The sequence below is a fragment of the Mariprofundus erugo genome (genome assembly GCF_005818865.1).
Taxonomy (GTDB): Bacteria; Pseudomonadota; Zetaproteobacteria; order Mariprofundales; family Mariprofundaceae; genus Mariprofundus; species Mariprofundus erugo.
Genome location: NZ_VBRY01000003.1, coordinates 1 through 23,428, shown reverse-complemented (window position 1 = coordinate 23,428; position 23,428 = coordinate 1). Strand labels below are relative to the sequence as shown.

Below are 23,428 nucleotides of genomic sequence, written 5' to 3'. Positions count from 1 at the left end.
TCTGACACGGAGGTTATAACTAATGACTGCAATCACAGCTGAATCCGGCTTCCCGGCCATGCTGAACCAGGGCCGCATCTCCTATCTGCGCTTTGCCGCTTATCTGGGAGCCATGGCCGGCATTGCCGCACTGGCCATGTTTGGCGTAACCGCCTATGAAGAGGACGCATTTCTCTATCAGATTCTGAGTCTGAAAGGACTTGTCTGGGGGGGAAGTGGCGCTCTTGCTGCGGCAGGGCTTGCCGTTGTTGCCGCGACGATGAAACCCGAACTGCTGAATGCAAAATCAGCCCGCAACATCACGCCGTGGCTGGATGGCTTTGTATTGATGGTCATACTCGCGGCTGTCTGGGCGCTCTTTGAGCCGGCCAAAGATCAGATCTCTTATGATAATCAGTCCAATCTGTTTGCCGGCCGCATTATCATGGCCATGAATGTGATTTTCATCTTCTCGGCCGTCTCCTATATCGCCTATCTCTTCGCCCCGGAGTCCTTTATCGGTCGCGTAGCAACATGGTCGGCATATACCGGTGTCTATCTGGGCGGATCAGCACTGCTGCTGCGCTGGCACGAGTCCTACCTCTTTAATATGGAGATCGGCCATGCACCGGTATCCAACCTTTACGAGGTGTTTATCCTGCTGTTCTGCATCACTGCAGCCGTCTATCTGGCCCTTGAGAAGCGCTATCAGGCCAAGGCCATGGGTGCCTTTGTCATGACGCTGGTTGCTGCCGGCGTATTTTTCGGCATCTGGCTTGATTCAGTGGGTCAGGCGGACATCAAACCGCTGGTTCCGGCCCTGCAGTCATACTGGATGAAAATCCATGTACCGATGAACTTTGTCGGTTACGGCTCATTCGCCGTCGCATGCGGTGCCGGCATGGCCTATCTGGTTCGCTATCGCCTTGAGGCCAATGGCGGAAAATCCAAAATGCTGGCGATCTTCCCGTCACTGGATCAACTCGACCAGCTTGCCTATAAAGCAGTCGCTATCGGCTTCCCGGCCTTTACCCTGGCAACCATCCTCGGTGCAGCCTGGGCGGCAGAGGCATGGGGCGGCTACTGGTCATGGGATCCGAAAGAGACCTGGGCACTGATTGTATGGCTGATTTACGGTGCCTATCTGCATGCACGTGTATCTCATGGCTGGCATGGCAAGGCGCTCGCCTGGTGGGCTGTGGCCGGCTTCCTGGTAACCGTATTCTGCTTCCTCGGTGTGAACATGTACCTCTCCGGCCTGCACTCATACGGCCAGCTGAGCTAAACCGAATATTTCTGCTACAATGGGCGCGTCCATTTTTCTGTCCACGGAGTAAAATGTATGCGCCCGCTTAACAAGATCATCTTCCCCGCTGCCGGTATGGGCACGCGCTTTCTGCCGGCCACCAAGGCCAGCCCGAAAGAGATGCTGACCATTGTCGATAAACCGCTGATTCAGTATGGCGTTGAGGAGGCACTGGCAGCGGGGATGGATCAAATCATTATCGTCACCGGTCGCGGCAAGCGGGCGATCGAGGACCACTTCGACATCTCGGCCGAGCTTGAGGCCAACCTTAAAAGCGCAGGCAAGAGCAAGCTCTATAAAGAGGTATCACGCGTCTCCCGCATGGCGGAGGTCGCCTACGTGCGCCAGAAACAGGCGCTCGGCCTGGGCCATGCCGTACTCTGTGCCAGCCACTGGGTTGGTGATGAGCCCTTTGGCGTCTCACTGGCCGATGAACTGATTGTGCACGATATCCCTGCCATGCAACAGCTGCGCGCGGTCCATGAGCAGACCGGATGTTCGGTGCTGGGGCTGATTGAGGTCCCGGCCGAACAGGTATCCCGCTACGGCATCGTCGACTATGTGCAGGAGGAAGGGGGACTCCTCAGGCTGACCGACATGGTCGAGAAGCCTGCCGCTGAAGCCGCCCCCTCACGACTCGCTATTGTCGGCCGCTATATCTTCACACCGGCACTGATGAACCTGCTGCAACATGTACAACCCGGCAGTGGCGGCGAAATCCAGCTGACCGATGCCATCGCAGCACTATCCAGACAGGAGCCTGTGTACGGCGTACTGCTCAACGGGCAACGCTTTGATGCCGGCACACCGGAGGGGTTCCTGAAAGCCAATGCCATCCTTGGCCTTCAACACAAGGAATATGGCGCCGCCTTTCGTCAGGCCCTGCTCGACTACCTGTGAATCACGTGAAAACCCGTCCACTGAATATTCTGGCGCTCGATACAGCCACCGCCGAGACATGCGGCTGCCTGCTAAGCGGCAGCCGGACATATATGGCCAGCCTTGGTGCTGATCAGCGCATCCGCTCAACCGGTATCATGCCGATGCTGGCAGAGCTGTTACAACAGGCCGGGCTCGACTGGCAGAATCTGGATATACTGGCCTTCAGCCAGGGGCCGGGCTCATTTACCGGCCTGCGCATTGCCGCAGCCACACTGGCAGGCCTGAATGCAGAGCTGAAACTGCCGGTACTGCACATGTCATCACTGGCCATCACCGCCCGCCAGACTGACTCACAGGGGCCGATATGGATTCTTGAGGATGCCCGTGCCGGCGAGGCCTTTGTTGGCTGTTACGACCACGGGGAAGCAGTATCCGCTGATTGCTGCATGTGCTGGCAGGATATCGTTGAGCAGCTTGCTCCGGCCACATTTACCTCGCTGGCCACACCACCATTGCCACTCAACGACTGGCACTATCAACCGGTCGCCCGCAGCAGGGCAGAAGCCCTGGCCGACGAACTTTTACATGCCAGCCGATCCGTCAGTGATCACCGGCACCTGCCCATCTACCCGTCCCCCGCCTACCTGCAGCTATCTCAGGCGGAAAGGAGTGCTCATGCCCGCTGAACCGGTTCGAATTCTTTTTGTCTGCCTTGGCAATATCTGTCGCTCGCCACTGGCGGAGGTGGTCGTCAAAAGCGTTGCCGAAAAACGCAACCTGCACCATTACCATATTGAATCAGCAGGCACCGGCGACTGGCACATCGGAGGCTCGGCGGATCCCCGCTCGGCCGCCAAGGCCAAAGAGTACGGCCTCGACCTGAGCCGGCATCGCGCCCAGCAAATTACCGCAAGCAAGGTAGAGGGATGGCACTGGTTCATTGCCATGGACCGGGCCAATTATCGTGATTTGCTTAATATGGGGGTCGATGCCAATCGTCTGCTGCTGATGCGCCAGTTTGAACACACGGCACAGATCCTCGATGTGCCCGATCCCTACTACGGTGGCCCGGATGGCTTTGAAGATGCCTACCAGATGCTGATTGCCAATGCCGAAAAAATCCTCGACTTTATCGAGTCCAACCACCGGCACTGAGCAGCCGGGCGTCAACATGACGGCTCCGTCGCTCAGCCACTTATATTTTTGGCCGTTTAATCAGCGTCGAATGATTCCAAGCAGAAACTCTACATTACCTTTCGGCCCTTTGATCGGGGACTCATCAAGGCCGACGACTTCGGCGCCGGCAAGCTCCGACGTCACAAAATCTGTGACCTTTTCGACCGCCCACTGACGCATGGCCTCATCACGAACGACCCCCTTGTCGAGATACTGCGGTTCCACCTCGAACTGAGGCTTGATCAGGGCCACACACCACCCGCCCGCCTTCAGGAATGGCCAGGCATGTGGCAGCACTTTAGTCAGTGAAATAAATGACGTATCGATGACTATCGCATCCACCGGCTCGGGAAGCGGTGACTCCTCGAGCTTGCGAACATGGGTCTTTTCAAGGTTAATAACCCGCTCATCATGCTGCAGGCGGTAGTGCAGCTGGCTGTGACCGACATCCACCGCATACACTTTCTTTGCACCGTTCTGTAGCAATACATCGGTAAAGCCACCGGTGGAAGCACCAACATCCAGCCCCACAATGCCCTCAGCGGAAAACGGAAATACCGCCAGTCCCTTCTCCAGCTTCAGACCGCCGCGTGACACATAACGCAGCACTTCCCGCACATCAATGCGTACATCCTCTCGCCATGAGACCCCGGCCTTATCGGCCTTTTGTCCATCCACGTAAACAAGTCCGGCCATAATAAGGCGACGGGCGCTGTCGATATCATCACACAGCCCGCGCTCAAACAGCAGCTCATCCAGCCGGATTTTTTTTACTTTGGCCACAGGCGGCAATCAGGCTACCAGCTGCCTGATACGACCGAGTATCCCTTGCGCATCAAGCTCCAGATCACGCAGCAACTCTGCCTGTGTCCCATGAACCGGAAATGCATCGGGCATGGCGACATGCGCAAACGGACCGTGCCACCCCGCCTGCAGAGCCAGCACGGCTATCTCCTGCCCGACACCGCCGGCAGCAACCCCTTCTTCAACCACCACCAGTGGCTTACCCGGCTTCAGGTGCGCCCGAATGGCCGCCTCATCCAGCGGCTTGATAAAACGCAGATTCAGCAGCGTCATCGCCACCCCATCATCACGACGCAGCGTCTCAACTGCTTGCAGGGCATCGCGCACACGCGTCCCCACCGCAATCACGAGACCATCATCACCGCCTTCCAGCAGCTCGGCCTCACCGACAACAAGCGGAGAAACATCGGTGGTATCGACACCGTAGCCATTGCCACGCGGGTAGCGGATCGCCACCGGCCCATCGATCGTCAGACTGGTCACCAGCATGCGCCGCAACTCAGCCTCATCTTTCGGAGCCATCACCGTCATATTCGGCAGATTGCGCATGAAGGCGATATCAAACATGCCCGTATGCGTCGCTCCATCGGCACCGACAATGCCGGCGCGATCCATGCAGAAGGTCACCGGCAGGTTCTGAATGCATATATCATGAATAATCTGGTCATAGGCGCGCTGCATAAAGGTTGAGTAAATAGCGACAAACGGGCGTTTTCCCGCCGCCGCAAGGCCACCGGCAAAGGTGGCGGCATGCTGCTCGGCAATACCCACATCAAAACAGCGCTCCGGGTGCCTGACCGCAAAACGGGACAAGCCGGTTCCTCCCGGCATGGCCGCTGTGATGGCTACGACGCGCACATCCTGATCGGCCAGATCAGCCAGCATATCGGCAAACACGCGGGTATAGGCCGGTGCCTTACCACTGCTTTTGAACGGCGCACCGCTCTTGACGTCGTAGGGGCCCAGACCATGCCATGTTTCCGGATCCTCCTCGGCAGGAGAAAAACCGAGCCCCTTGCGCGTAATCACATGCAACAGTGTCGGACCGTTCAGACGCATACAATTCTGCAGTGTTGGCAGCAGGTGACCGAAATCATGACCATCCACCGGTCCGATATAACGGAAGCCCATCTCTTCAAAGAGGGTACCGGGCGTAATCATGCCTTTCACATGCTCTTCCACCCGCTTGGCGGCATCGAGGGCTCCGGGCAATTTTTCCAGAATGCGGCGCGCCGTATCCTTCGCCTGCGTATAGGATCGTCCGGAGATAATACGGGCCAGGTAAGAGGACATCGCCCCCACATTGGGGGCAATCGACATCTCGTTGTCGTTGAGAATGACCAGCATTTTGTTGTTGCGGGCACCGGCATGATTGAGGGCTTCAAAAGCCATACCACCGGTCAGGGCACCGTCACCGATCACCGCCACAACCTGGTGTTCCTGATGATTGAGATCACGTCCCACAGCCATACCGTAGGCGGCCGAAATCGACGTCGATGCATGACCGGCACCGAACGGATCATGCTCGGACTCACTGCGATTGGTGAAGCCGGAAAGCCCGCCATACTGGCGGATCGTCGGCATTGCGGACAGACGACCGGTCAGTATTTTGTGCGGATAGGCCTGATGGCCAACATCCCAGACAATTTTATCGCGTGGTGAATCCAGCAGATAGTGCAGCGCAATGGACAGCTCCACCACCCCAAGGCCTGCCCCGAGGTGACCACCAATCGGAGCCAGTGTTTCGATCAGATACTGGCGCATCTGCATAGCCAGCTCCGGCAGCCGCTCCGGCGCAAGCTGTTTGAGATCATCCGGCCCGCACAGAGACTTCAGCAACTCATAACTCATCGGTCACGCCCCATGATGTATTGCGCCAGTGTATTCAACGGCTGACCGCCTTCGCCAAGCGTACTGCCGGCGGCAATGGCCAGCTCCAGCATTTCAGCCGCCAACTCCCGGGCCGGCACCAGCCCCAGCACAGAAACATAGGTCGCCTTATGTTGAGCAGCATCCTTACCCGCACTCTTGCCAAGGGTCTCGCTGCTTGCAGTCGCATCCAGAATATCGTCAGCGATCTGAAATAACAGCCCCACTGCCTTGCCATAGCGGGAGCAGGCATCAAGCTGATCGCTACCGGCTCCGGCCAATAGTGCCCCGGCCTCGCAACACCAGCAAAGCAGGGCACCGGTTTTATGCAGATGAATACGCTCAACCTGCATCAGATCGATACCGCTGCCATCTTCAGCCTGCATATCCATCATCTGGCCGCCAACCATGCCCTGGCAACCGGCCGCCAGAGCCAGCCTGCGAATCAGTTCGCAACGCAACTCCGCCTCGATATCGGCGCTCGCCAGCAACTCAAAGGCGAGCGCCTGCAGTGCATCAGCAGCCAGTACAGCCGTCGCCTCATCAAAACGACGATGGCAGGTCGGGCTGCCGCGCCGGACATCATCATCATCCATACAGGGAAGATCATCATGAATCAGCGAATAGGTATGAATCGCCTCAATCGCCATCATCGCAGGCAACACGCGTGCATCATCCACACCACCACAGGCGCGGTAACACTCCCGCACCAGAGCCGGGCGCACCCGCTTGCCACCTGCCATCAGGCTGTAACGCATCGCCTCAAGCAGACGCTCGGGCACCACACTGGCACGATCATCAAGCACTTGAGCGATCGCACGCTCGGCTTCAGCGGCGTGGGCGGCTAAAAATTCAGGCGCCTGCATCAGGCCTCCTCCTCTCCGGCATTCAATACCTGCAGTCGCTGCTCAGCCTCATCCAGCAGCGACTCACAGCGACGGGAAAGCTTCACCCCCTGCTCGAATGCCCCCACACTCTCCTCCAGAGACAACTCTCCCGACTCAAGCCTCTCCACCAGTGAAGTCAACTCAGCCAATGCCTGCTCAAAGCTAAGCTCCCTGACATTTTTACCACCGCTCATCACCGGTTCTCCTTCGTTCATCACATTTGGGGAAGAGCAGATTCATTCGGCACTTCCATACGGGCCGAGGGCAGCCCGACTGAACCGATGGCATCAGCCACTGATTCTGTGAGCACGGGGTAACGCCCTTGCTTCACCGCTTTGTACGGAACATCACCGCGAGCAATCCCCCGGCCACGTCCCTAAAAAGGGTAGCTGACTCTAGGAGACCTGCAGGCACGGTCAATCAGCACCCGCAAATGCCGGATAATTATATCACTTTTTCCCGACTACGAAACAACACAAACAACCAGACCAGGCCGGCCGCGAGCATCACCGAAGAGAGCAACATCCCCATCGTGACCGGCCCGAACAGAAATCCCAGCTGCGCATCCGGCTGCCGAAACTGTTCGCAGAAAATACGGGCAGCAGCATAGCCGACCAGAAACAGGCCGACGCGTGCACCGGCCGGCCAGTCGCGTTTACGCACACTCCAGAGCAGCACAAACAGCAGCACACCTTCCAGCGTCATCTCATACAACTGACTGGGATGGCGGGGCTCAGGCCCGGCTCCGGGAAAGATCATGCCCCATGGCACATCCGTTACCCGTCCCCACAGCTCGCCGTTGATAAAGTTGCCGATACGGCCAAACATCAAGCCCAGTGGAGCCACGGTAAAAAAGCGATCGGCCAGTTGAAAAAATGGCAATCCATGACGCCGGCAATACCACCAGCCGGCAATCACAGGGCCAACCAGACCACCATGAAATGACATCCCGCCCTGCCAGACATAAAGGATTTCAAGCGGATGATGCACATAGTAGCCGAAGTTATAAAACAGCACATAACCGATGCGACCGCCCAGCACGACGCCCAGAATCAGGGCGGTAAAAAGCCCTTCATAAGCCTCACTGGAAACCGCTGTCTGCCAAAGGCCTGCCTGCTGCAACTGCAACCGAACCAGGTACCAGGTCGCCGAAAATCCGGCGATATACATCAGCCCGTACCAGTGAATCGCCAGCGGCCCAAGCTGCAGCGCCACCGGATCGATCTGCGGCCACATCATCAGAGCACCATCCAGAGCAACAGCGTGCCGAAAAGAATCCGGTAGATACCGAAAGCAACAAAGGTAAAGCGCTCAAGAAAATGGATAAACAGGCGCATCACCAGCCAGGCCGAAACAAAAGCGACAACAAAACCGGCCAGCAGCGGCGCCATCTGGGCACCGGCAAAATCATGATAATGCTTCAACAGATCAAAGCCGCTGGCAGCCAGCATCACCGGCAGCGCCAGCAGGAAGGAGAACTCGGCACTGGACTTGCGATCCAGCCCCACCAGCAGAGCCCCGATAATTGAGGCGCCGGCCCGGCTGGTACCGGGAATCAGGGCAAAAATTTGTGCCAGTCCGATCCAGAGCGCCTGCCTGTAACTGACATCCTCCACCTTTTTCACTGCATACTCGCGACCACGCTGCAGATACTCGACAACCAGGAATACAATACCGCCAACGATAAACATTACAGCAACCGTTTCGACCGTGAACAAGGCCTTGATCTGTTTGTGCAACAGAAAGCCGACGGCACCAATCGGAATAAAAGCCAGCACCACCTTTTTCCACAACTCCAGATAACGCAGCGAGAATTTCTCTCCGTAGTTGGCCACCACGGCAAGGATGGCTGCCAGCTGGATAATCACCTCAAAGGCCTTGTTATCCTCACTTTGCGACAGACCAAGCCAGTCGCTTGCAACGATCATGTGGCCGGTGGAAGAGATCGGCAAAAACTCTGTAGCCCCCTCGATAAGGCCAAGAATCATCGCCTGTAAGATATCCATCAACGGTTCCTCGCACACACAATCAGCATTTTTGCCTGTTTCAAACAGCAATCCGGCAACGCCAGGGCTACCGTTCGACAGCCGGGCCGATACCCTACGTGATGTTTTTTCGAAACGACACTGCTACGCTGCCGCTATCAAGGATCGGGACATCCCTGCCGGCAAACCGCCGCAGATGCGGGTCATATATTGAGGTGAATGGATCATGAGACAATTTTTCAGCAGTCTGCTGCGCGGACTCGACGGACTGCGCCGCATTCTGGTCAACGGGCTGTTCCTGCTGATCATCCTGGCCTATGTCGCCATCATGCTGACCCTGCAACCCAAGGTCCCCAATCAGGCGGCATTGATCATCGATCCGCATGGCCCGATTGTCGAGGAGCTGGAGCTCCCCACCCCGGCCAGCCTGCCTCTGACCGGTGGATTGGCTACCAGCCAGACGCGACTGCACGACCTGACCGCTGCAATCAAACGCGCCACCAGCGACTCCCGCATCCGCATCATGATCCTCAAGCTCGACGATATGGAGCACAGCTCACTGCCCGTTCTGCGGGAGGTACAGCAGGCCATCGCTGCATTCAGGGCGGCAGGCAAGATGGTCATTGCCACCGGCCCGAACTACAGCCAGTCACAATATTATCTGGCAGCAGCCGCTGACACGATCTTCCTGCACCCGATGGGCTATGTCGGCATCGAAGGCTTCAGCGTCTATCGCAACTACATTCGCGATGCACTCGACCGATTACATATTCAGGCCGAGGTATTCCGGGCCGGCAAATATAAATCAGCCATTGAGCCCCTGCTGAGGAATGATATGTCAGCGGATGACCGGGAGGCCAACAAGGCACTGCTGGATACACTGTGGAGCAGCTACCTTCAGGATATCGCCGCTATGCGCAAACTGCATCCGGAGCGACTGCAGGCGGTACTTGATGCCCCTGCCTCGTACCTCGAGGCACATCACGGCAGTCTGGCAGAGCTTGCCAAAGCAGAAGGGCTGGTCGACGAACTGGCTGATGCAGGAGCCATCGAAGATTATATCGCCGGCGCTCTTGATATCGTTGCAGGAAACTATCCGACTATCGCCTTCCGTGACTACCTGCGTGCAGCTGTCGACAATGACAAATCAGAGCACAAAAACCGCATTGGCATTATTACCGCCAGCGGCATGATCCTTGATGGCATCCAGCCGGCCGGAAGCATCGGCAGCGATTCGATGACCAGCATGCTCCGGCGCGCAGCAAGAGATCCGGCCATCAAGGCTGTGGTACTGCGCATCGACAGCCCCGGTGGCAGCGCTCAGGCCTCTGAAATGATCCGCAGTGAAATGATTCGCCTGCAAAAAGCAGGCAAACCGATCGTCGTCTCCATGGGCGGTGCTGCTGCCTCCGGGGGCTACTGGATCGCCACGGCCGCCGATGAAATATGGGCTGCCCCAACCACCATCACCGGCTCGATCGGCGCCTTCGGCGTCATGCTGAACATGCAGCAGGGGCTGGAATCACTCGGTATCCACAATGACGGCTTCGGCACCACCGCCATTGCCGGTGGTATACGCGCCGACCGCGCCATGCCGGCAGAGATGGCCAGCGTCATGCAACTCTCTATCTCGGATGTCTACCAGCGCTTTGTCCGCATTGTCGCGGCGAGCAGAAAGCTGGATGAAAACCGGGTTGAGTCGATCGCCGAGGGACGGGTATGGAGCGGCCGCGATGCCAAACAGATCGGTCTGGTGGATCATCTGGGCAGTTTTGATGATGCCATTGCTGCTGCCGCTAATCTGGCTGCAATCGGCGATGACTATGGCCGCACCTGGCTCAAGCCTGAACAGGGCATCGCCGACATGATTCTTGCCGGTATACTCGGCGAAGCAGATGCACTGCTGCCGGGAAGCATGCGGGCACTGGCCAGCCTCATCACAGCAGAGAGTCTGCCAGCCACCGCGATCACACCTGCCAGCCTGCGGCATATTGCCACCTGGCTCGGCCTGCCCCCGACGCACACCGGTGCCCTTGCCATGTGCAATCTGCACGTAGAATAAACAGGCTTGCACAGATGACAGAACGGCAGCGGGGATGATCCGCAAGATAGTCAGCGGCGGTCAGACCGGCGTCGATCGTGCCGCACTTGATGCGGCTATGGAGCATGGCATCGCCATTGGAGGCTGGCGCCCGCGCGGACGCAGAGCGCTCGATGGCCCGATTCCGGCGCACTACCCGCTTACAGAGACACGCGGCCATGGCTATCAGACGCGAACCCGCTGGAATGTGCGCGACAGCGATGCCACCCTGATTATCTGTGCCGGTGAACCGACGGGCGGCACCGCATTAACCATCCGCTATTGCCAGCTGCTGAACAAACCGTTCTTCGTCACCTCACTGCAGGAAGGCCATACGCCTCTCGACCCCGACCTGTTGCACTGGTACCACAGAGAAAAGATACATGTACTGAATATTGCCGGCCCGCGTGAAAGAAAAGCATGCCCCGTCTACCGACAGGCGCACAAGCTGCTTGATGAGCTCTTTCGCCAGCTCGCCCACAACAGAGGCGCCACAGAGAGGCCGGACATCATTAGCGGGAGTCCCCTTCATGATCAATGATGTGCTTTGCACCGGCCATGCCTCATGGGATATCAGCATGGCGGTGACGCATCACCCGGCCAGCGATGAAAAAATCACCGCCCATGCCATGCAACTCTCCGGTGGGGGACCGGCCGCCAATGCTGCCGTATGCATTGCCCGGCTGGGCGGGCACGCCGCATTCTGTGGCTATCTCGGCCACGACCTGTTTGGCCAGGCACACCTGCAGGAGCTGCAGCAGGCAGGCGTTGATACAACGGCCGTTGTCCGTGGCGATCATCCGACCCCTGTCTCACAAATACTGGCCAAACAGGACGGGTTGCGCTCGGTGGTGAATTTCAAGGGGGATACGCCGACACTGGCGGTCGACACCGCAGTTCCTGACCGGTCGCCGGCAGTGCTGTTGTTCGATGGCCATGAGCCGGATCTGTCCTTGCAACTGTGCGAGCAGGCTCGCCTGCAACAGTGCAAAACAGTACTCGATGCGGGCTCCCTGCATCGCGGCACCCAACTGCTTGCCCCCCGCGTCGACTATCTGGTCGCATCGGCCAGATTCGCCAGCCAGTATGCCCGGACCGATGATATGATGCAGGCACTGAACTGCCTTGCCGGAACAGGCAACACGGCGATCATCACCCTTGGTGAAGAGGGGCTGATATGGTCGCGGGATGGCGTATTCGGGTCACTGCCGGCGTTCAACATCACCGCTATCGACTCCACCGGTGCAGGAGATGCTTTTCATGGCGCCTTTGCCTTAGGCGTTGCCCGGGAGATGCCATGGCCTGAACTGCTGCGCTACGCCTCTGCAGCCGGCGCCCTGACCTGCACACGACTGGGGGCCCGCACCGCGTTGCCGGATGCTGCTGCCGTCGCCTCCCTGCTAGCCGCACAAACCAGTTAAGGAGCTGCTGATTTATTGCCATTCGGGCAAATATCAGCCTGCAAAGGCAAGTGCCTGAGTCATTTTTCCTTTTCTGAAGCAACCAAACACTTACAGTGCATGGTTTTGGCGGGCCTCCATGGCCTGAGCGAAAACCATCATCCATGAGCCAGGGAGAAACTTCTATGCACGAGCCCGCATTTACCTCAATCAACCCGGCGACAGGGTTACGGATCGCCGATTACCGGCAAGATGACAGCGACACCATCGCCGCAAAACTGGTCCGCCTCAGCTCCTCATGGACAGAGTGGGCAGGAAAAACCGTCCATGAGCGGGCCGCCTGCATACAGCAACTGGCCGATGCACTGGAGAGAGACTGCGAAGCACTGGCACAGCTGATGACCGCTGAAATGGGCAAACCGATTCGACAGGCCCGTGCCGAAATCGAAAAATGTGCGCTACTTTGTCGCCATACCGCCATGCACGGAGTGACATCGCTACAACCGCAGACTGTCGATCTGGATGGACGCAAAGCCTTGATTCGCTTCGATCCCCAGGGGGTGATCCTGGCCATCATGCCGTGGAACTTCCCCTTCTGGCAGGTGATCCGTTTTGCCATCCCGGTTCTGCTCAGCGGCAATGCCGTAGCCATTAAGCCGGCGACCAGCACCTGCGGTTGCGCCATTGCACTGCTGCAGCTGATGCATCAGACCGGCATCACCGCCTGCGACTGCCTCTTCACCGATGAGCCGCAGACGGCAGAGATCATGGCCGACAAACGTATCACCGGCATCTCGCTGACCGGCAGCCGTGAGGCGGGCCGGAGTGTGGCGGCTCAGGCCGGCCGTCATCTGAAGAAATGCGTACTCGAGCTTGGCGGCTGCGACCCCTACCTGGTACTGGCCGATGCCGACCTGACACTGGCCGCCGAAAAATGCGTTGCCAGCCGTTTCAACAACAGCGGGCAAACCTGCATTGCCGCCAAACGCTGGATTGTCGTGGATGCCGTCTATGATGAGTTCAGGCAGCGGGTCATCACCCTGATCAAAGCTCTGGTCAGCGGTAATCCGGCCCAGGATGAAACCGCCATCGGCCCGATTGCACGTGCCGATCTGAGAGAACGGTTGCATCGCCAGGTACGACAGAGCATCACCGCCGGGGCCAGCCGCATACTCGGAGGCATCATCCCGCCGGGCGATGGATTCTATTATCCCCCCACCCTGCTGGAGGGGGTAGAGCCCGGCATGCCCGCCTTTGATGATGAACTCTTCGGTCCGGTGGCCAGCCTGATCCGTGCCGCTGATGAGGTCGCGGCGATCCGGCTGGCCAACCACTCATCACTTGGCCTCGGTGCCGCCATATTCAGCGCAGATCGCAATCGGGCCATGACCATCGCAGCCCGCCTTGAGGCTGGAAACATCGCGATCAACGACAGCGTCAGCTCCGACCCCCGCCTCCCCTTCGGCGGCATCAAGGAGAGCGGTTACGGGCGCGAGCTTGGTGCCTTCGGCATGATGGAGTTCGTCAACATCAAGACTGTTGTCTGCGGGAGGGCATCAAATGGATGAGAGCGATCGTATCTCCGCAGCATTCAAGGCGCTGGGTGAGCCGATACGGCTGAGGCTGTTCGCCCTGATCGCAGCCCATGATGAGCTCTGTGTATGCCATCTGACTCACGCCCTCGCACTGCCGCAAAGCACCGTATCACGTCAGCTTGGCGTGCTTCGCCATGCCGGTCTTGTAGCGACCCGTCGTGATGGCAAGTGGATGTATTATCGCACATGCGGACCACTGGCACCGCCGCTTGTATCCATACTGAACGACTGCCTGTCCCCCCTGTTGCAGGATGATCGATGCCGGCTACAAATGGTCCGTTCAGACTGCAGCGACGCCTGACAGAGCGCCCGCACCGGCATCACAGGACGGCAGGCAGCCTAAAACCAGCCATGCTCGCGAAAGGAAAGCACCTCATTGTCGGCAATCAGAAAATGATCAAGGACGGTCATATCCAGCGGCACGCATGCATCCGCCAGCCGACGCGTAAGAGCCATATCCTCGGCACTGGCACACGCAGTACCTCCCGGATGATTATGAAACAGAATCAGCCCGCGGGCATCCAGCTCCAGAGCCTGCTTCAACAGGTTACGCGGATATACCGCCGTACGATCGACGGTGCCTTCAAAAAGGATCCGGGCGGAAATCAAGCGATGCTGCTGATCGGTAAAGATCGCACCGAAACACTCCATGCTGCGCCCCTGTACCAGCAGGCGCAGATACGCCATGACCCGCTCAGGTCGATCAAATACGTTTCTGCCGGGCAGATCGGAGGCCAGATAGCGCACCTCCACCTGCCGAATCAACGATAAAAACAGCGCGCCTCCCGCTCCGATCCCCTGCACCTGCTGCAACTCAACCAGTGATGCATCGAACACCCCCGCCAGCGTCCCGAAGCGGGCGAGCAGGCGCTTGGCCAGCGGTTTGACATCAATACGCGCCATGGCGTAGGTCAGCAACAGCTCAAGCACCTCGTAGTCGTGAAAGCCCTCGAAACCGTGGGTGAGGAAACGCTGACGCAAACGGTGGCGATGGCCTCTGATACTCTCGTCCATGGCCTGATCAAAGCCCAAAAAATCGGCTCCGTCAAACAGGCGGAACACAAATAATCATTCGACAGCACGCAACCTGTGCAGCTACACTCCAGCAATGCGTCATCTTCGTCGACAACTCATCGACCTGCTTGATCAGGCACGCATGCAGCACCGCATGGCGCCGGTTCAGCCCCGCCTTATGGCGGCGCTGGTCCATGACTTTTACACGCTGCTGCCGATGGGTAAAAGCAAACGGGTGGAGATGCATACCCGCACCCTCAGTCACGGTGACCTGCACCGCCATATTTTCACGATCCGCTGCCCCGACCAGGCCTTTTATCTCGACGCCATCAAGGGCTATCTGTTGCGACAGGGCATCCAGCCGATCGGTCAGCAAACCATGGTGGCCCGCATGCCCTGCGGCGCAGATGGCTGTGACCTGGAGTTGCGCAACCCGGATATTCATGACGAAGACAATTTCATGTTCATCGCCATCCATATCTCTGCCACCCTGACCCCGAATGCGGAACCACTGAGACTCGACATGCAGGCCATTCTGATGGCCGTCGACCTTTCAGTGCAGGATTTCATGGAGATGCGTAAGGATGTCGCCCAGTTTATTTCGCGTCTGGTCGCCGAAAAACCGGATGCGGCGGCGCTGCTGGAGTGGATGAACGAGGATCACTATCTGTTTTTCGGCGTCAGCCATGCAGAAAGACGACTCGGCCTGTTGCGCAATAAAAAGGTACTTGGACGGGTTGCACATGGCTTGCTCGAAGAGATTCAGGCCTGCCCCGGCCCCGGCAAGCCGGGAGTCGAGTGGATCAACCTTGCCGCCGCCCAGCACTACCTCTATAGCGCCGCCAGTGTTGAGGTCGTCCGCATCTGCTGGACCGGTCCCGGCGGCCAGCTCGACCATGCGCTGCTGATCGGTCATTTCTCTCGCAGCGCCCGTTTTGCCAATGCCAGTTATCTGCCGGTGCTGGCCGCTCGCTGGCACCCGCTGGCCGGAGACCCGCTGCTGCAGCATTCGGCATTTTATCGCCGTGAGATACGCACCCTGTTCGACCGCATGCCCAAGCGCATCCTGCTGGCGACCAGGGCGCCCGACTGGCTCGCGCCACTGAAAGCGGTGATCGATCTGGCCGACCCGTTACAGCTGGTCTCCTGCATCCTGCCATCCCGTCGCGGCAATCTGGATACCCTGCTGGTCACCATTGCGGCCAAACGTTTCGGCCCGCTGGTCATGCAACGCATCATCGATACGCTGGCAGAGGCCGGCATCCCCACCCATGGCTATGAATCATTCGGCCTCGGCCCCTACCGCATGATTCTGATCGGCATCGCCCGCCAGCACGCCGATATCGACAGTGCGAAGCTCAATGGGCTGATTCGCCAGTGCATCGTCTTCTGGAAAGACCTGGCCAAGGCCGAGATCCTTCGTCATGCCGTCGAATTCAATATACCGGATGCGTTACGGGAGCTCGAATCAGTCCCCTCGCTCTATCAGGATCTGTTTCCCCCGGCCCAGTTTGCCCGGGATATAAAAATGCGACAGCGACTGCTGGAGCATGGTCGCACCTGTGTTCATATCACCCAGAAACTGCGCAACGACAATATTGTCGAGCTGCATATCTATTCACTGGAGCAGCCATCACTGGGCCAGCTGGTCGATATGATTCGCCTGTTCGGTCTGGATCCGATTCAGGAGTCACTGGTTCCGTTCGGCAACGCACAAAGCTGTTCGGCAGCCTCCGCCTGTATCTATATCTCCTCGTTAAGTTGCCGCAGCCCCCGCCACCTTGAGCGGGAAGATCATCAGCGACTGCAACGCGGGCTGACCCTCGTTCTTAACGGTGAGGCCGACCATGATGCCATCAACGGCCTGATGATTGCCGCAGCACTGGATATTGATCAGATCGCCATACTGATCACCCTGCGCAACCATCTGGTCCAGCTGCTGCCCGATGCGGCCATCCTGCCGCTGACCGATATGATGCTGCGGCACTCGCAGGTCAGTGCCTGCCTGCAACAGCTCTTTGCCGCCCGCCATCTCACCGATATGCCGGCAAGCTTCCTCGATGAAAGCCGCGCTGCCTTTCAACAGGCGATGCAGCATGTCGCAAGCCTGGCGGATGACCGCTGGTTCCGGGCACTGGCCGAGCTGACGGAAGCCGGACTGCGTACCAATGCCTTTATTCGTCCGCGTGGCGCCCCGGTCGGTATCAAGATTGATACGGGGCGCCTGAGCTTTGCCGCCCGCCCCAAACCATGGCGTGAAATTTTCGTCCACGGCGTCTGTGTTGAAGGTGTCCACCTTCGTGCCGGCCCCATTGCCCGTGGCGGCATCCGTTACTCGGATCGGCCGGCTGATTTCCGTACGGAAGTGCTGGAGCTGATGAGTACCCAGACCATCAAGAACGGCCAGATTGTTCCCACCGGATCCAAGGGGGGATTTGTCATTCGCGGTGGCAGCGGCACACCGTTTGTACTGCAACAGTATCATGCATTTATCAGAACGCTGCTGGCCCTGACCGACAACCTGGTTGAAGGCGCCGTGCAGCCACCGGCCGGTATTCAAATCCCCGACAACGATGCCAATGACCCCTATCTGGTCGTGGCTGCAGACAAGGGCACAGCCCAATTCTCCAATGATGCCAATGATGAATCGCAGGCCGCAGGCTTCTGGCTGGATGATGCCTTTGCCAGTGGCGGACGCCATGGCTATGACCATAAGGTCGTAGGCATCACTGCCCGTGGAGCCTGGGTCTGCGCCACCCATCACTTTGCCAAACTGGGGGTTGATGCCTGTCGTGACCCGATCAGCTGTGTCGGTATCGGCGATATGGGCGGCGATGTCTTCGGTAATGGCATGCTGTTGAACCCGTCACTGCGCCTGATTGCCGCATTCAACCATCGCCATATTTTTCTCGATCCGGAACCGGATAGCGCCAGCGCCTTTGCCGAGCGTCAGCGCCTGTTTGCCGCAGCCCTCGGCTGGGACAGCTATCGTACGTCAACGATCAGTGCCGGTGGCGGCGTATTTGAGCGCAGCAGCAAACAGATTGAGCTGTCAGAAAGCGTGCAAAAAGCGCTTGGTATCAGCGCCGGCACCATGGCCGGTGAGGAGCTGATCCGCGCCATCCTCGCAGCCCCTGTCGACCTGCTCTATAACGGCGGCATCGGCACCTATATCAAGGCTGATAGTGAAAGCCATGCCGATGTACGCGATCCGGCCAACAATGCCGTTCGTATCAATGCCGGCGCATTGCGCTGCAAGATTATCTGTGAGGGGGGCAATCTGGGGCTGACCCAGCGGGCCCGCATCCAGTATGCCGGTATGGGCGGCATGATCAACACCGATGCCATGGATAACTCGGCCGGTGTCGACATGTCCGACCATGAGGTCAACCTGAAGATTCTCTTCAATGTGCCGGAAATCCGAATGCGCGTGAAAAAACGGAATCGCATACTTGCCAGGCTCACCGATGCCGTTACCGCCCAGTGTCTGGCCGACAACCTGTGGCAATCGCGTGCCCTGACCATGGCTGAATTCGATGCCGGGCGATATCCGCCCCGCCTGCAACGACTTCGCGACGGCCTCACCAATCAGGGCTGGCTGAATGAAGCGATTGCCCCCGGCATCGATGACAATGGCCTGCTGCATCTGCGGCCACAGCTCTCCATCCTGCTTGGACAGGAGAAAAATCGTATTCATGCCCGTCTCTCCGCAACCGGCTTTGATCAGGTCAGCGTCTTCCGCCTGCGTGAACTACAGCAATATTTCCCGGAAGCCTTGCTACACACATATGGCAGCGCCTATCTCCGCCACCCTCTGGCCAGCGAACTGATTAATACGCAAGTCACCAACCATGTCGTCAACCATCTGGGTCTGTGCAGCGTTCATCATCTGGAAACGCTGGTGGATGCCTCAACCGGCCACATTGTGGAAGCACTGCTGATTGCCGAGGAACTGCTTGATGCCGCACCGCTTCGCGAAGCCATCTGGCGTGACGTGAGCGACATGACGCTGGCCGTACGCCTGCAACATACCATTCAGGAGTCGCTGATGCTGTTTGCCGAACAGCTGCTGCGCCTGACCTCCGTTCAGCAGCTGGATCTGCCCTGGATCAACAGCCAGCTGCACGGGCTGCGCAGCTTCCGCCAGCAGCAGGAGACAGAAGTTGCCGTCAATGCAGAAATCAGCGCATCCGGCCTGGCCGAGACCGAAATGCACCAGCTGGCCGTACTGCCACAGCTGGCACATGCCGCCAGCGCCGTACATCTGGCCTCCGCCATGGGCCTCGGGCTCGGGCGCTGCCTGAGTGCCAGCCGCGCCTGCCTGGCGCTACTCCCGATTGACGAGATGGAGCGCCCGCTGCGTTCGCCGGAGTGGGCAGAAGACGATGCCCATAACCTGCGGCGTGAGTGGCTGCACCGGCTGACCCGCCTGCAAAATCGTGCCATCCGCAGCCTGCTGGCCAAGCCCGGCCAGCCATTTGAAGAGACCGCCAGCCTGCTCTGGTATCAACACCCCTACTGGCCGGCGATCGAGGCATTCCGCCAGCAACAGCTGGAGCTGCCGAAGATATCGCCTGAGTCACGCCGCATGCGTCTGCTGCTTGCTCTGACGCGTCTTGAAACCATCATCGACAGCAGCCATGACATCAGCAATCAGGATATCAGCTGAAAACAGCCCCCACCGCAGGATCAGGTGCGGTTTTTCGCCTCGATCCAGCGCGACATAAATTCGGTACTGCGCTGATGGTGATGGCGCAACATGGCTCCGACAAAATTATCCAGCCGATGCTCAGGCAGACGTGCCCTGATCTCCCGGATGCGGGCAATCAGCGCCCGTCCGTTGCGCTCACCATCAAAGAGCGCCTGCACAATCGCCTGACCATCCGCCTGTGCGTGCTGCCATGCACGCTCATCCCGGTATAGCGCCACTGCGGCTGCGGCAAAAGCCACCGCATCATCGGCCAGAGCACCGCCCCACGGCAGACCACCGTGCATGCCCTCTGCCCCGATCGAGGTCGTGACATTGGGCGTGCCATGGATCATCGCATCGGCAAGCTTGGTCTTGATGCCGGCACCAAAGCGCAACGGTGCCAGACAAACACGGGCCGATTGCATCACGGTATGTACATCCGCCGCCCGCCCCGGAACCCGAAAGCCGCTCTTCAGATCATCCAGTGCCGTTGCCCTGGGCGGAGCATAGGCACCATAGACATGCAGCTCCGCATCCGGCAGCTCGCGCCGGATCAAAGGCCAGATCGCCTCTTTCAGCCACAGCACTGCATCCCAGTTCGGCGGATGACGAAAATTACCAATCGTGATGAAATGACGACGCGCCTCAAATGCGGGTGAAGCCCTGTGCAAATCAGCCGGCTCAAACATAAACGGACAGTAGTGCAGCAGCGCGGGCGCAAGTAAAAACTGCTCCTGCAACAGTTGCATCTCGAAATCGGAAACCAGAATAGACAAGTCAGAGCGGAGCAGCGCCGCAATTTCGCGCAGCGCAATATCATTGAACAGCGCCGCCTTTGATGGCTGCCTGATCACCGAGCGATTGCCCTTCGCCAGCTGCTGCCTCGCCTCACGCAACAGGTGCAGATCAATCGTTTCAATGATGCGCATCGCATCCGGGCACGCTTTTTCCACGCGCCAGCCGAACTGCTCTTCCATGCTAAAGCGGTCGAACAGCACCACATCCGGCTGCAGCCCGGCCACAAAGTGGTCAAATCCACTGTCATTTACCGCAATCGTCACACAGCTAATACCCAGGAGACTCAGATCCACCGAGTGCTCGTTGACGGCTGCCGTTGAGGCATACGTCACCTGCCACCCCTGCCGAACAAAGAGTTGTGACAACTCCAGCATACGCAGCCCCGCACCGGATGAGGCCGGCTCCGGCCATAGACTGCCGATCACCAGCACACGTGAAATTTCAGTTTGCAACGTCATTGCTCCATGACAGCAGTACGGCTATGGCCGGTCAAGAGAGGAGAATCATCTACAACCATGTACCATCAGCGCACATCATCAGGGAGATACTGATTTATTCAGCGTTTCCTTAAGGAAGCGCTGATTAATTAGGCGCTTCCGAGCGAGCCATGGATGGACGCCACAATCCGGCAGGATAGCCGGATTGGACGGCTTTGCCGCCGCCGGGTGAGCTGCAGGATGCAGCGAATCAAATCAGACACGTAAGTGTCTGATTTGTAAGCAAAGACAAAACCACGCTTTTGTCTTTGCGAACTGATTTTTGCCAGGAGGGCAATAAATCAGCATCTCCTTAAACGACTACTTTTTATCGTTCAAAACAAAAGCGCAGATTGCGCAGCCGACGGGCGCTTGACGGCGTAATGCCCGATACGTCTACTGCGAAACCATGCTGCATCTACTATGCTGATGCATCTATCGCTTAAAGGGCCACAGGCAGGCAGGAAAGCCATATTCTCCGGCTGGCTGCATTGACCAGGAACCTTTGAGTCAGGCGTCATGAGAAACGGATTCGGTGCCCGGGCGAACGCTGCCTGCTCCGGGCCACAGCGATTTTAAGCCTTTGAAAATGGAGGAGACATGTTCAACAAACATCTTCGCGCTATAGGCGCTGTCCTGATCATGCTGACCATGGCACTTACCTCATGCAGCTCGGCATCGGACAAGCAATTTCAACTCCTTGAGCAGAGCCTGAAGCATGGTGATGTGCAAGCCGCATATGACCATGCTGTTGCATCACTGACCCATGACATCAGCAACACCAAAACACTGATGCTGTTTCCTCAGGTCTCGACACTGGCTTTTAATGCGGCTCAATCACAGGCGGAATTGCAGGCCCATGCGGAGCAATGGGATCAGTCGGTAGAGAACTATCAGCTCATTGAAAACATGCAGCAGCAGATATTGCAAATCAAAACCCGGTTAAGGGCTTATCTTACCAGCCAGAAATCAGTACCCGATCGTCTTGATGCCCCGGCTCGCGCCATATTTGATATTGCCCCGCCCGATATCCACAACGCGCTCGAAAACGCTCGAAAACAGGCGGCTTCTTTTCACTATGACCAGGGCCGAATGCGGGCCGACAACCAGGACTTTCGCTCTGCCTCGCAACACTTTGAAAAAACAGATCATTATGTTCCCGGATTCAGGGATGCAAGTGCACTGGCCTATCGATATAAGCAGCTCGCAGATAAGGCCGATGCAACATACCACTATGGGCGGGCTGAAACGGCGGCTCAGAACAGCGAATATCGGCATGCGTTTGAGGAGTTTGCCGAGGCCGTTCGATATGTCCCTGATTTTCGCGATGCCCGGGCTCAGGCTGAGCGCTACAGAAAACTGGCCGATGAAGAGGATGCCAGACGCTATTACGAGCAAGGCTTGCGTTTGGCGAACGCGCAGAACTACAGGGAAGCTGCAGGCGCATTTGGCAAAAGCGAGCAGTTTGTTTTTGGCTTCCGGGATGCAGCCCAGTTACGAGACCACTATACCCGACTGGCGAATGAGGTTGAGGCAGCAGAGCACTACCAGCGCGGTGTTAACCTTCTCGACCAGACAGATTTCCAAACCGCTGCGCAGGAATTTCGAGCAGCAAACCAGTTGGTACCTGGCTTCAGGGATGCGCTCAATCAGGCGATATGGGCAGAGGATGTTATTCCGCCGGAAAATTACGAGGTCATACGCCTTGTAAGTAAGGAAGTGAACGAGCATGGAATTCCTCCATACTGGTTTGGTCCACATATCGAATCAGAAGATTTGGTCAGCTGGAAGCTGGGGGTTGTCAGGGTCATTCAACGAATGGAGTTTGATCGCCACAGACGAGCCTGGCACTACCTCATGTATGCCGAGTTTTCAGGGGTCGTCCGTGTTCATGGAACAGCAGCTCCGGATGCCCGTTCGGTTCAACAGGAGTTTATCCTGTACAAGGAGCGCGATGGCTCATGGGACGCGAAAATGAAGCAACGCTTTCAACGGCGATAAGCGCGACCCCACCGAAGACCCGACTCATGTAACCCCGGCAATGGCCCGATCAGGGGCCTGCACAGGTTAAAAAAGAAGGGCCCCCGCAATGGAGCCCCTTCTTTTTATATGTGGCGGAGAGGGCGGGATTCGAACCCGCGTGGGACTTTCGCCCCCAACCGATTTCGAGTCGGTGCCGTTGTGACCGCTTCGAGTACCTCTCCATATGTTGTCAGCATGATATGCACCGTTTCTGCACTTATGCCAACCTGAACCGTTGCCCTGCGGGCGGGATGATTCGGGGCTCCTGCCCCTCACCCCTTACGGGGCCGCCGTCATACTTCCGGCGTTCAAATGTTGCTCCTGCACATTTGTCGAACCCGCGTGGGACTTTCGCCCCCAACCGATTTCGAGTCGGTGCCGTTGTGACCGCTTCGAGTACCTCTCCATATGTTGTCAGCATGATATGCACCGTTTCTGCACTTATGCCAACCTGAACCGTTGCCC

At 58.0% G+C, this 23,428-nt stretch carries 19 protein-coding genes and 1 tRNA gene; 11 read left to right on the top strand and 9 right to left on the bottom strand.

Annotated features, from left to right (window positions below; genetic code table 11):
• Positions 1-22: 22 nt before the first annotated feature.
• The 4 genes from ccsB to FEF65_RS03645 are packed head-to-tail and all read left to right on the top strand — an operon-like array spanning position 23 to position 3,322.
• Positions 23-1,264, top strand: coding sequence for a c-type cytochrome biogenesis protein CcsB (gene ccsB, locus FEF65_RS03660; RefSeq protein WP_138238440.1), 1,242 nt, complete (start codon positions 23-25; stop codon positions 1,262-1,264).
• A 57-nt stretch (positions 1,265-1,321) separates the two neighbouring features.
• Positions 1,322-2,185 carry a UTP--glucose-1-phosphate uridylyltransferase GalU gene (galU, locus tag FEF65_RS03655; RefSeq protein WP_138238439.1) on the top strand — a complete coding sequence of 288 codons (864 nt, stop codon included), beginning with the start codon at positions 1,322-1,324 and terminating at the stop codon, positions 2,183-2,185.
• A 5-nt stretch (positions 2,186-2,190) separates the two neighbouring features.
• A complete protein-coding gene (gene tsaB / locus FEF65_RS03650; RefSeq protein WP_202978221.1) occupies positions 2,191-2,853 on the top strand; it encodes a tRNA (adenosine(37)-N6)-threonylcarbamoyltransferase complex dimerization subunit type 1 TsaB in 663 nt (220 codons plus the stop codon).
• On the top strand, positions 2,843-3,322 hold the full coding sequence (locus FEF65_RS03645) for a low molecular weight protein-tyrosine-phosphatase (RefSeq protein ID WP_138238438.1): 480 nt from the start codon (positions 2,843-2,845) through the stop codon (positions 3,320-3,322). The genes tsaB and FEF65_RS03645 overlap by 11 nt, the downstream gene beginning before the upstream one ends.
• Positions 3,323-3,382: 60 nt before the next feature.
• Here FEF65_RS03645 and FEF65_RS03640 read toward each other — a convergent pair whose 3' ends face one another.
• The 6 genes from FEF65_RS03640 to FEF65_RS03615 all read right to left on the bottom strand — a co-directional run bounded on the left by FEF65_RS03640 (position 3,383) and on the right by FEF65_RS03615 (position 8,909).
• Positions 3,383-4,126 carry a TlyA family RNA methyltransferase gene (locus tag FEF65_RS03640; protein ID WP_138238437.1) on the bottom strand — a complete coding sequence of 248 codons (744 nt, stop codon included), beginning with the start codon at positions 4,124-4,126 and terminating at the stop codon, positions 3,383-3,385.
• A gap of 9 nt (positions 4,127-4,135) precedes the next feature.
• Positions 4,136-5,998 carry a 1-deoxy-D-xylulose-5-phosphate synthase gene (dxs, locus tag FEF65_RS03635; RefSeq protein WP_138238436.1) on the bottom strand — a complete coding sequence of 621 codons (1,863 nt, stop codon included), beginning with the start codon at positions 5,996-5,998 and terminating at the stop codon, positions 4,136-4,138.
• Positions 5,995-6,882 carry a polyprenyl synthetase family protein gene (locus tag FEF65_RS03630; protein WP_138238435.1) on the bottom strand — a complete coding sequence of 296 codons (888 nt, stop codon included), beginning with the start codon at positions 6,880-6,882 and terminating at the stop codon, positions 5,995-5,997. The genes dxs and FEF65_RS03630 overlap by 4 nt, the downstream gene beginning before the upstream one ends.
• Positions 6,882-7,097 (bottom strand): exodeoxyribonuclease VII small subunit, encoded by a 216-nt coding sequence (locus FEF65_RS03625; RefSeq protein ID WP_138238434.1) that lies wholly within the window; start codon positions 7,095-7,097, stop codon positions 6,882-6,884. The genes FEF65_RS03630 and FEF65_RS03625 overlap by 1 nt, the downstream gene beginning before the upstream one ends.
• Before the next feature lie 250 nt (positions 7,098-7,347).
• Positions 7,348-8,145 (bottom strand): prolipoprotein diacylglyceryl transferase, encoded by a 798-nt coding sequence (gene lgt, locus FEF65_RS03620; RefSeq protein ID WP_170304419.1) that lies wholly within the window; start codon positions 8,143-8,145, stop codon positions 7,348-7,350.
• Complete coding sequence (locus tag FEF65_RS03615; RefSeq protein WP_138238432.1) at positions 8,142-8,909, bottom strand: undecaprenyl-diphosphate phosphatase; 768 nt, start codon at positions 8,907-8,909, stop codon at positions 8,142-8,144. Before FEF65_RS03615 ends, lgt begins: the two co-directional genes overlap by 4 nt.
• A gap of 205 nt (positions 8,910-9,114) precedes the next feature.
• On the opposite strand from FEF65_RS03615, the gene sppA reads away from it, so the two are divergent.
• From sppA to FEF65_RS03590, 5 genes are all read left to right on the top strand, one after another.
• Positions 9,115-10,950, top strand: coding sequence for a signal peptide peptidase SppA (gene sppA / locus FEF65_RS03610; RefSeq protein WP_138238431.1), 1,836 nt, complete (start codon positions 9,115-9,117; stop codon positions 10,948-10,950).
• 34 nt (positions 10,951-10,984) lie between these two features.
• Positions 10,985-11,509 carry a putative molybdenum carrier protein gene (locus FEF65_RS03605; protein WP_170304414.1) on the top strand — a complete coding sequence of 175 codons (525 nt, stop codon included), beginning with the start codon at positions 10,985-10,987 and terminating at the stop codon, positions 11,507-11,509.
• Positions 11,499-12,389, top strand: coding sequence for a carbohydrate kinase family protein (locus FEF65_RS03600; RefSeq protein ID WP_170304413.1), 891 nt, complete (start codon positions 11,499-11,501; stop codon positions 12,387-12,389). Before FEF65_RS03605 ends, FEF65_RS03600 begins: the two co-directional genes overlap by 11 nt.
• 164 nt (positions 12,390-12,553) lie before the next feature.
• Positions 12,554-13,936, top strand: coding sequence for an NAD-dependent succinate-semialdehyde dehydrogenase (locus FEF65_RS03595; protein WP_138238430.1), 1,383 nt, complete (start codon positions 12,554-12,556; stop codon positions 13,934-13,936).
• Positions 13,929-14,264, top strand: coding sequence for an ArsR/SmtB family transcription factor (locus FEF65_RS03590; protein WP_138238429.1), 336 nt, complete (start codon positions 13,929-13,931; stop codon positions 14,262-14,264). Before FEF65_RS03595 ends, FEF65_RS03590 begins: the two co-directional genes overlap by 8 nt.
• A 38-nt stretch (positions 14,265-14,302) precedes the next feature.
• Here the strand turns inward: FEF65_RS03590 and radC are convergent, their stop codons facing one another.
• Positions 14,303-14,977 (bottom strand): RadC family protein, encoded by a 675-nt coding sequence (radC, locus tag FEF65_RS03585; protein WP_138238428.1) that lies wholly within the window; start codon positions 14,975-14,977, stop codon positions 14,303-14,305.
• Positions 14,978-15,071: 94 nt separating this feature from the next.
• Between radC and FEF65_RS03580 the strand changes: the two genes are divergently transcribed.
• Positions 15,072-19,646, top strand: a complete 4,575-nt coding sequence (locus tag FEF65_RS03580) for an NAD-glutamate dehydrogenase domain-containing protein (RefSeq protein WP_138238427.1) — start codon at positions 15,072-15,074, stop codon at positions 19,644-19,646.
• 20 nt (positions 19,647-19,666) lie between these two features.
• On the opposite strand, the gene FEF65_RS03575 is transcribed toward FEF65_RS03580, so the two are convergent.
• Positions 19,667-20,923, bottom strand: coding sequence for a glycosyltransferase (locus FEF65_RS03575; RefSeq protein WP_138238426.1), 1,257 nt, complete (start codon positions 20,921-20,923; stop codon positions 19,667-19,669).
• A gap of 618 nt (positions 20,924-21,541) precedes the next feature.
• Between FEF65_RS03575 and FEF65_RS03570 the strand changes: the two genes are divergently transcribed.
• On the top strand, positions 21,542-22,942 hold the full coding sequence (locus tag FEF65_RS03570; protein WP_138238425.1) for a tetratricopeptide repeat protein: 1,401 nt from the start codon (positions 21,542-21,544) through the stop codon (positions 22,940-22,942).
• Between the two features lie 111 nt (positions 22,943-23,053).
• On the opposite strand, the gene FEF65_RS03565 is transcribed toward FEF65_RS03570, so the two are convergent.
• Positions 23,054-23,145, bottom strand: a tRNA-Ser gene (locus FEF65_RS03565).
• Positions 23,146-23,428 lie beyond the last annotated feature (283 nt).